This is a genomic window from Streptomyces sp. (assembly GCF_035563135.1).
GTDB lineage: Bacteria > Actinomycetota > Actinomycetes > Streptomycetales > Streptomycetaceae > Streptomyces.
This window is the reverse complement of the sequence record NZ_DATMVN010000101.1, coordinates 1-2,124: the sequence shown is the minus strand read 5'-3', so window position 1 is coordinate 2,124 and position 2,124 is coordinate 1. Positions and strand designations below refer to the sequence as shown.

The following is a 2,124-nucleotide window of genomic DNA, read 5'->3' as shown; positions in this document are numbered from 1 at the left end:
TCCTGGTGGTGGCAACGATCAACGCGGTCAACTTCGTCGACGGGCTCGACGGGCTGGCTGCCGGGGTCATCGGGCTCGGGGCCGTCGGCTTCTTCCTCTTCTCCTACCGGCTCGCGTCGGTCAACGGCGAGAACCTCGCGGTCACCGCGGCGTTGCTCTGCGCCGCCCTCGCCGGCAGCTGCGTGGGGTTCATCTCGCACAACTTCCACCCCGCCGAGATGTTCATGGGCGACAGCGGGTCGATGCTGATCGGGCTCGTCCTCGCCGCCTCCGCGCTCACGCTGACCGGCCGGTTCCCGGCGGTCGACTTCTCCGAGACCGGCACCGACACCACCAGCCTGCTCCCGGTCCTGCTGCCCATCCTGCTGCCCATCTCGATCCTGGTCGTGCCGTTCGCTGACCTCGTGCTGGCGGTGGTGCGCAGGACCCTGCGCGGGCAGTCCCCGTTCGCCCCCGACAAGCGCCACCTGCACCACCGGCTGCTCGAGTACGGCCACACCCACCGCCGCGCGGTCGTCGTGATGTGGCTCTGGGCGGCGCTCATCGCCCTCGGCGGGGTGGCGCTCAGCCTCTCGCAGAGCCGGCTCGTCCTCGCCGGGCTGGCCGCCTGGCTGGCGGTCACGGTGCTGCTGACGTTCGTGGTCCCGCGGGTCGACCGGCCCGGATGGACCCACGGGGACGACTACCGCCAACCCGCCGGCTGACCCGTCGCACGGCGGGCTGGATCGATCGAATTCGAGTCGGGAGGGCGCTTGTGCTAATTTTCACAAGCACCAGCCCGCACGCTTCCCCGAGCCAGGAACGGCCGCCAATGACGACGACCGAGGACCCGCTCCCGATGGTGGACCCATCGGTGCCGGGGCAGCGGTCGGCCCTCCTCCTCACCGTCCTCGTCGCGGTCGGCGGCAGTGGCCTCGCGCTCCTCACCGGCCACGGCGAGCGGCAGGTCGTCGGGGCGCTCGTGGGAGCGGCGGTGGTCGGCGCCTTCTTCGTCTTCGGCGCGCTGACCACGGGTTTCGTCGCCACCCACGCCCCGCAGGCGTCCCTCCTGGTGGCGCTGATGACCTACACGTTGCAGGTGCTCCTGCTCGCCCTGCTGCTCGTGGTGGTGGCCCGCTCGGAGGGGCTCCAGGAGGCGCTGGACGAGCGGTGGCTCGGCGGCGCCGTGCTCGCCGGGGCGCTGGCCTGGACCGGCGCGCTGGTCGTCGGGGCGACGAGGGGAGGCGCGCGGTGAGCGGTGTCCGTCACGGCTGCTATTGTCCGGTGCGCGATGGGTCAGCAGAGCACGCCTCCTGCTTCCTCCGACGACTCGCCCTCGGGCGATCCCTGGCACGCGTTCGGGTACGTCGTCTCCGGGGTGGCGGTGTACGGCGTGCTGGGCTGGCTCGCAGATCGGTGGCTCGGAACCTCGTTCCTGGTGGCGATCGGCATCCTCGTCGGGGCCGGCTTCGGGATCTTCATGACCTTCGCCCGCTTCAACCGGGCTGCGCCGGGAACCCCACCACCACCGCACCCCGACAGCACACCGCCCGAGGAATGACAGAGGAGACCTGGTGATCTTCGCCTCCAGCGCATTCGGTTCCGCCGGCCCGGCGGTGCTCGCCGAGGGCGAGAGCTTCCACGCGCCGGGGCCGGCCACGTTCGAGCTGCCGCCGGTCTTCGAGATCGGCTCGGTCGGCGTGACCAAGCCGATGCTCCAGCTCTTCCTCGCTGCGGCGATCGTGTTCGCGTTCTTCTACTCCGCCTCGTCGAAGCGGGCGATGGTGCCGGGCAAGCTGCAGTACGCCGGCGAGGCCGCCTACGGCTTCGTCCGCAACAGCCTGGCGCGGGAGCTGATCGGCAGCCGCGACTTCATGCGGTTCGTGCCCTACCTGTTCGCGCTGTTCTTCTTCATCCTGCTCAACAACTTCTTCGGCAGCATCCCGCTCATCAACTTCCCGACGTTCAGCCGGGCGGGGATGGTCTACGGGCTGGCGGCGCTCAGCTGGATCATCTACAACGCGGTCGGCATGCGGAAGCACGGCGTCCTCGGCTACCTCAAGCACCAGTCGGTGCCGCACGGCGTGAGCCCGGTGCTCTACCCGCTGCTCGTCCCGCTGGAGTTCCTCTCCAACATCATCGTCC

At 70.3% G+C, this 2,124-nt stretch carries 4 protein-coding genes; all 4 read left to right on the top strand.

The genetic code is table 11. The annotated features are described in order from the left end of the window. Positions 1–704 (top strand): MraY family glycosyltransferase (locus VN520_RS04510; RefSeq protein ID WP_325745528.1); only part of this gene is annotated, 704 nt, incomplete at its 5' end. 107 nt (positions 705–811) lie between these two features. Next, positions 812–1,234, top strand: a complete 423-nt coding sequence (locus tag VN520_RS04505) for a hypothetical protein (RefSeq protein WP_325745527.1) — start codon at positions 812–814, stop codon at positions 1,232–1,234. A gap of 36 nt (positions 1,235–1,270) precedes the next feature. Then, positions 1,271–1,540, top strand: a complete 270-nt coding sequence (locus VN520_RS04500; RefSeq protein WP_325745526.1) for a hypothetical protein — start codon at positions 1,271–1,273, stop codon at positions 1,538–1,540. 13 nt (positions 1,541–1,553) lie between these two features. Further along, a partial coding sequence (locus VN520_RS04495) for a F0F1 ATP synthase subunit A (RefSeq protein ID WP_325745525.1) occupies positions 1,554–2,124 on the top strand: 571 nt, incomplete at its 3' end.

What these genes read in the sequence shown, in the direction of transcription:
- VN520_RS04500 (WP_325745526.1), top strand. Translation starts at nt 1,271, where the DNA reads ATGGGTCAGCAGAGCACGCCTCCTGCTTCCTCCGACGACTCGCCCTCG.
- VN520_RS04505 (WP_325745527.1), top strand. Translation starts at nt 812, where the DNA reads ATGACGACGACCGAGGACCCGCTCCCGATGGTGGACCCATCGGTGCCG.